The organism is Bartonella sp. AP30XZML (assembly GCF_042195945.1).
In the GTDB taxonomy this organism is placed as follows: domain Bacteria; phylum Pseudomonadota; class Alphaproteobacteria; order Rhizobiales; family Rhizobiaceae; genus Bartonella.
The window spans coordinates 1-6,833 of the sequence record NZ_JBHIPJ010000090.1 but is presented as its reverse complement, the minus strand read 5'-3'; the positions used below and the strand labels follow the sequence as shown (position 1 = coordinate 6,833).

The 6,833-nt window shown below is 43.6% G+C and carries 6 protein-coding genes and 2 pseudogenes; 7 read left to right on the top strand and 1 reads right to left on the bottom strand.

Annotated features, from left to right (window positions below):
- The coding region (locus ACFIL2_RS06485; protein ID WP_375681712.1) for a DNA adenine methylase at nt 1-779 on the top strand (779 nt) is incomplete at its 5' end.
- Between the two features lie 106 nt (nt 780-885).
- On the opposite strand, the pseudogene ACFIL2_RS06480 reads toward ACFIL2_RS06485, so the two are convergent.
- Nucleotides 886-1,023: pseudogene (locus tag ACFIL2_RS06480) on the bottom strand (integrase); the annotation flags it as partial.
- A gap of 174 nt (nt 1,024-1,197) precedes the next feature.
- Between ACFIL2_RS06480 and ACFIL2_RS06475 the strand changes: the two are divergent.
- From ACFIL2_RS06475 to ACFIL2_RS06450, 6 genes and pseudogenes are all read left to right on the top strand, one after another.
- Nucleotides 1,198-1,398: pseudogene (locus ACFIL2_RS06475) on the top strand (phage tail protein); the annotation flags it as partial.
- Between the two features lie 9 nt (nt 1,399-1,407).
- Nucleotides 1,408-1,641, top strand: coding sequence for a hypothetical protein (locus tag ACFIL2_RS06470; protein WP_375611072.1), 234 nt, complete (start codon nt 1,408-1,410; stop codon nt 1,639-1,641).
- A gap of 21 nt (nt 1,642-1,662) precedes the next feature.
- On the top strand, nt 1,663-4,473 hold the full coding sequence (locus ACFIL2_RS06465; protein WP_375681711.1) for a hypothetical protein: 2,811 nt from the start codon (nt 1,663-1,665) through the stop codon (nt 4,471-4,473).
- Between the two features lie 38 nt (nt 4,474-4,511).
- Nucleotides 4,512-5,729: a hypothetical protein gene (locus tag ACFIL2_RS06460; protein WP_375680640.1), complete on the top strand. Its 1,218-nt coding sequence runs from the start codon at nt 4,512-4,514 to the stop codon at nt 5,727-5,729.
- A gap of 9 nt (nt 5,730-5,738) precedes the next feature.
- Nucleotides 5,739-6,068 (top strand): hypothetical protein, encoded by a 330-nt coding sequence (locus tag ACFIL2_RS06455; RefSeq protein ID WP_375680639.1) that lies wholly within the window; start codon nt 5,739-5,741, stop codon nt 6,066-6,068.
- Between the two features lie 63 nt (nt 6,069-6,131).
- Nucleotides 6,132-6,794 carry a lysozyme gene (locus tag ACFIL2_RS06450; protein ID WP_375681710.1) on the top strand — a complete coding sequence of 221 codons (663 nt, stop codon included), beginning with the start codon at nt 6,132-6,134 and terminating at the stop codon, nt 6,792-6,794.
- Nucleotides 6,795-6,833 lie beyond the last annotated feature (39 nt).

The window sequence follows — 6,833 nt, the reverse complement described above, 5'->3', positions numbered from 1 at the left end:
AACAAGAATTTACACAAACATTGTTTGCGTGGATGGGTGGTAAACACTATCTGCGTAAGAAAATTATACCGATTTTAAATAGCATTGACCATGAAACCTATGTTGAACCATTTTTAGGTTCTGGTGTTATTTTCCTAAATAAAGGACCAGCAAAATATTCCGTTATTAATGATTTGAATGGAGAGATCACGAATCTGTTTCAATGTGTTCAAAATGACTTTGATGATTTAGCCAAACGACTAGAATGGTTTGTTTGTTCAAGACAGTTGTTTTTTGAACTTGCGGCGATTGAACCAGAAAGCCTTTCCAAAGTTGAAAGAGCCGCCCGTTTTTTGTTTCTCCAACGTTGTGTGATGTATGGGAAAAAAGATTATGTCTCTTTTAGTTTTGGAAGGAAAAAGCCTATAGCATTTAATCCCGAAAAGCTGTTATCAAGGATGAGACGTGTTAGACAGAAGCTTCTTGATACAACAATCTTAAATTTGTCGTGGGAACGGGTTATCGAGCTATTTGATGCACCCGACAGTTTATTTTATCTAGATCCGCCTTATCTTGTGAAGAAGAAGTGTTACAGCTCTGGGAATTTTGTTGAAGATGATTTTGTGAGTATGGCAAAAGTTCTCAAAAGCATACAAGGCAAATTTGTCTTGAGTCTCAATGATTGTGATGCGGTTCGAGAGATTTTTAAGGATTTTGACTTTTTAGAATTAGAGACCCTTTGGACCTCTGGTTTTGCTAAAAAACCACCCCGAAAAGAACTCTTGATTCGCAATCATTAAGAGACGTGTTGCAAAATCCTATTCCCTAACTTTTATTTACGCGTCCCTCACTGTAAAAAAGCTGTATAAATACAGTAAGTTATTTTTACATAAAACTTACATGTTATCCGTGAATGGTATAACGATAAAGCCATTGAGCACCACCATCTTTACGCTTATGGAGGATCAAGCCGGCACCATCATTATATTTGCCAGCTCCCAATGTTGCGACAGCCCTTGCGTTAAGACGATTCATAAGAACCATTTTCATTCCTTTCTTATACAGTTTTACCCACACGCCAGCCCCGCTTATGCCGTGCAAGCAAATGGGTTTGTTTGATTCAATATAAACAGACTTGAAATGAGAGAATCTTACAATATTCGGGACTCTCATTCAACATACAAAACAGTGAATTATCATTATAAATCAGTGTGTTGTTGGTTTACAGAAAAAGACAAGCCGCCGCGTTTACCTTGGTTTATCAGGAGCCCCTTTGCTAATTTTTTATATTATTCAACGCCTATAACAGAAGGTCTGAATGACAGAGAGCATCATGAACATCATCTCATGGCAGAGAGGGTTGGTGGTGTTGAAACGCGCCCCGTTAATGTGAGTGTAGTTTATGGGATCAAGACATGAGGAGTTGAAATGTCATTAAAACCGTTTGCGATATCAGAGATTAGCGACCCGTCTCAAGTACGGGTCGTTTTGTATTCTGGGGGAGGTTTTGTACATGCGCCGCTTACTGGCGTTTTTGATTTACTGAAAGCCGCTTTGAAAACAGAGCTTGATGGTTCACTGAAAGATTTAGAGAAGCGCTTAGAGACCTTAAGAGAAGAGTTTGAAGATTTGAAAGAGTGTTCATTAGACGAAGTGCTCTGAATGATGTGAGGACGAAAACAGATGAAGATACCCGATCATGAACATGAATATTTGATACCTGTTGCAACGAAAGAAGAAATGATAGCAGGAACTTCTCAAGACAGCGTTGTTGTTCCAAAGCTTTTAGGGACGGCCTCTTTGTATTCGTATGAAACCTTTGCGCCGTTAGAGCAGGTTGTTAATGCACGTCAAGAAGCAGAAAAAGCCATGTCGCGTGCGAATGGTGCGCAACAGGTTGCAGAAGAATCGAAGAGGGTTTCGGAACAAGCGCTTAGCGAAGTGACGAAAACAGTTCAAACAGCGACAACAGCGCTTACGACGTCTCATGAAGCGAAGGAAGAAGCTAAAGCAGCGACGACAACGGCTAGCCTTGCGAAAGAGACAGCGGATACAGCCAATGGCTTAGCAGAAGAAGCCAAGAATACTTCTGATGCAGCGAAGCGCATGGCAGAAGAGACAAAAGCAGCAGTTGATAGAGCTACAGGGGAAATAAGTAGTACGAAAGGTTCATTGGCTACGGCATTACAAAGTTTTACAGAGGTCAAGCAGGCTAGTGAGAATGCCGTCCATGTCTCGACAGAAGCAAAGAGATTAGCCGATGAATCGAAGTCGATTGCAGAGCGTGCAGAACAAACAGCAAGAGAAGCTTCACAAACAGCAACAGAGACGACGCAAGTAGCAGCGACGGCGGTAGCAACGTGTCATGAAGTTAAGACTGTAGCCATGCAAGCAAGTCTAAAGGCAGATGGAGCCAAACAGGCAGCCGATGATGCGAAGGATATTGCCGAAGAAGCAAAAGGTTTATCGGAACGGGCGACATCTTCTGTTAGAGAACTTACAAAAACAGCGTCTCAAGTACAAACGGCAGTAGAGAAGGCATTAACGGAGTCAAGAGAATCCAAACAGATAGCAGAGTCATCTAAGACATTCTCAGAAGAAGCCAAACAACTTGCAACAGAAGCCCAAAATTCCTCTACCAATGCGCTTACAGAAGCGAATGCAGCGAAGGATAAAGCATCTACAGCGCTTACCTTAGTCAATGATGTCAAGAATATTTCTGAAGAAGTGAAAGGTATTGCAGAAACGGCATTATCGACCGCTACCACAGCTAAACAGGCTGGTGATGAGATCGGGCAAAAAGCTTTAGAAGCGTTAACGAAGTCGAGTGAAGCTAAGAGCACAGCAGAGACGGCAGAAGAGAAAGCCGCAAGAGCGGAAAAGAAGGCGGATGATGCGACAATCACAGCTTCTGAAGCCAAGACTATGGCGCAAGAAGCCAAACAGACGTTAGAGACATCAACAGCGCAACAAGATGCCTCAGAAGCACTGTCTAAAGCCGCTGAAGCGAAGAAAGTAGCAGATCAGGCAGCAACGTTAGCCAATGAAAGTAAAACGACAGCTGTTGAGGCAAAAGGTTTAGTGGAGGAAGTAAAACAATCGGTAGCGACAGCGACAGAAACAGCAGAGAGCGTAGCTAAGGAAGCCAAAGTAGCATCAGAAAGCGCTGTTACAGTTGCGAATGCAGCGAAGAGCACAGCAGAAGAAGCGAAAAGTGCAGCAGATAGTGCAATAGCGAAAGCGGAGCAAGCCCAACAGAGCACAACAGAAGCCTCTAGAATAGCTTTGGAAGCGAAAGCGGTAGCAGAGTCTGCGGCGCGTTCAGGAGAGACGGCAGGGCAGGTGAATGCAGAAGCGGTGAAGGGCATAGCACAAGAGGCGAAGCGTAAAGCGGAAGCAGTAGAGAAGGTAGCAGAAGAAACGAAAGGTGCTTTGGATGGTCTAAAACAATTAGCCAATAGTGCGAAGTCGACAGCGGACGAGGCAAAGAAGGTAGCTGATGGTGCACAAAAGAAGGCATCACAGGTAGAGACAGTAGCGGGTGAAGCTGAAAAGATAGCGAAAGAAGCCAAACAGACAGCTGGTTATGCTAACCATGAGGCGGCACAAGCGCGCAGTGAGGTAGAAAAGGCAAAAAGTACAGCTCATGAAGGATGGAGTAATGCCAATAAAGCTCAGGAAGTAGCAGGTGACGCTAAGACTATAGCAAGTTTAGCGCGTACGTACGCAGATGAAGCCAAGAAGATAGCGGAAAATTCAGGCAACACAGCTCATCAAGGGTGGAGTACAGCTAACAACGCGAAGGAAGTAGCCGATAACGCTAAGACTATAGCAAGTTTAGCACGGACATATGCAGACGAAGCCAAGAAAAAAGCGGAATTAGCAGATTCACAATCCTATCAAGCTAAGGGCGAAGCCGAAAAAGCCAAGGAAATAGCTAATAGTGCAAAATATACAGCAGAACAAGCACAGAAAGCGGCAGAAGCGGCGGGTAAAAAGGCAGCGTCTTTAGCATCATCTTTAGAAGACAAGCTAGAAGAGACAGAAAAAACAGCGAAGGAAGCCAAACAGAAAGCTGTTTATGCCGAAAATGATGCGAGGCAAGCTCGTAGTGAGGCAGAATCTGCGAAAAATATAGCTTATAATGCTAGTAGTACAGCTAACAACGCGAAGGAAGTGGCAGATAACGCTAAGACTATAGCAAGTTTAGCAGAAACGGCAGGCGAGGAAGCCAAGAAAATAGCAGAAGCAGCCAATTCACGAGCGTATGAAGCCAAGAATGAAGTAGAAAAAGCCAAGGAAATAGCGAGTAATGCAAAATATATAGCAGGAGAGGCGCAGAGGGCAGCCGAAACAGCGGGTAAGAAAGCCGCGTCTTTAGAAGAAGAAGCGGAAGAGGCACAAAAAATAGCCAAGGAAGCCAGGAGTCTGCTGGTTATGCAAGACATGATGCGACGCAAGCGCGCAATCAGGCAGAAAATGCAGAGAAAATAGCCTCGTCTGCGAGGAGTAGGGTTATCGATATCAACCAAGTGGTTGAGAATTTTAAAGCCCCCGTAAGTTTAGCGCGGATGTACTCAGAAGAAGCCAAGAAAAAAACCGAGTCGGCAGATTCACAAGCCTATCAAGCCAAGAGCGAAGCCGAAAAAGCCAAGGAAGTAGCCGATAGAGCGAAAAGGACAGCAGAAGAAGCCAAAAAAACAGCCGATACGACGAAACAAGAGCTTGGAGGGATCAAGAGTTCCCTAGCAACGGCAACAACAGCCCATACAGTAGCTTCACAGGCAAAAGCGCTAGCGGAAGAGGTAAACAATTTACTGAAACAGTCCAATTTAACGGTTTTTTCAATTTCCACACCGTTTCTTGTAGCGACAGGCAAAGCGCAATTAACCGTGAAAAAAGGAACACGCATAACTTTGGCATTAGGCAATGATACTTTGGTTGCAAGTTATACGGTAGATACAAGAATAAGCGTTCCTTCTCTTTCGGCGGGGAAGGATTATTATGTTTATTTGGTTTCTGATGGAGGACAGTCTCATAAATTTGTTTTATCAGAAAACTCTACGTATCCAAGGAATTACACAGTGAGTAATTCGCGAAAGATAGGAGGGTTTCATACGCTCTGTGCGGATGTTGGTACGATTTCCGGTCACCCCTTGTCTGGTTATAGGGCAGGGGATATTTTACCCAATTCAGTTTGGTGTCTCAATCACCGTCCGCATAGTTCACCAGAAGGTATGGTTTATGATCCTTTGCAAGATCTTTGGGTTGATATTTATCTTCAATCAGGGACGGGTGAAAATACGAAATCAATGTATCGTACCAATATAACAACAAACCGTAATTATACCGAACATGTAACAGATATGGCGCGTGTTAAAAAATCTTTACTGAGTGATGAAGCGTTTGCTTCTGCTATGTATGGAAGCAATGAAAAGACACATATTGTTGGCAAGAAAGAACCAACCTCTAAGGTTTCAGGTGGATATAAGGATACGGCGAATCGTCGAATGATCTCGCATATCGGTTGTGAGGATGGTTGCGGTTATGTTTGGCAATTTTTATCGGGCACGTTTCCTATACCCATAAGCCGTACGCAAAATACGTTTGAAATGAGAGCATTGTTAGGGGGTGGTAGCTGGAGTAATACAACGGATAATGGGCGTTTTACTCGAGCCGCCATGATCGTCAATGGTGGAAATGAACAAGTTGCGGCGCGTGGATGTAGCCATACGCGTCATTTTGTTTAGGAGGGAGAGATGATAGATTATCCAGAACATTTAAATAGCAAAGAAGATTATCTGAACATGCTTTCTTTTGACAAAGTTGAAACAGTAAGAAGGCTAGAGATGCTTTTAGCAACACGTTTTTATTGGTTTTTTGTCAAAGAACTCAGTGAAGGGGAAGAGGGGGTAGAAGATGATACGCATAAGGTTTTTCTAACAACAACCATGCCGTTTGATTTAAATGGTGATTTTGTCGAAAAGCGTTGTCAGTATGAATTACAGGAAAGTGAATATGCGCCGCTCTTTCAGCTTGGCTTTGGTGTTGACGAAGTCGAGCAACTGATCAAAGAGCATAGTCAATAGAGATCATAAAAAAACATTTTTATCCAGCCTCACTTTTGTGGGGCTTTTTTTATGGAGCGTCAGATGAGAAAGATATCGAAAGAAGGTTTGGAGCTTATCAAACAATGGGAAGGTTTGCGTTTAGAGGCATATAGAGACACGGCATGTATCTGGACGATTGGTTATGGTCACACCAGCAATGCGGGTCACCCCCTTGTCAAAAAAGGCATGTGTATTAGCCAAAAGCAAGCAGAAGAAATCCTTTGTGAAGACTTAAAGCAATTTGAGCAGACGGTAGAGGAATCGGTGACGGTTTCGTTAACGGATTGCCAATTCGCGGCATTGGTCTCATTTTGCTATAATGTAGGAACAGCTGCTTTTCGCAAGTCAACCTTGTTGAAGAAGCTTAATCAAGGGGATTATGAAGCCGTACCCTTTGAATTACAGAAATGGAATAAGGTCGGTGGGAAGCCTCTTGCGGGTTTAGCCAACCGTCGAGCAGCAGAAGCGGGATTATGGGTAAAAGGGGCTTATGTTTCTTCGAATTATCAAAGGGTAGAAACGAAAACAGCAAGCGGTCTTTTAAAGATAGAAGCGCTTGCCCCGATTATAGGGTCTTGTTCTGGTTTTGGCGGCTTGTTAGCAGGCAATGGTCCGGTGCAATGGGCATTAGCAGGCATGATGGTTTTAGCGGCTGTAACGGGTATAGTGATTGTCGCCAAGCGGTTTGGGGAGCAACGCTTATGATTTTTTGGCTAAAGAAATATTCTCTGATGTTTACAGCGG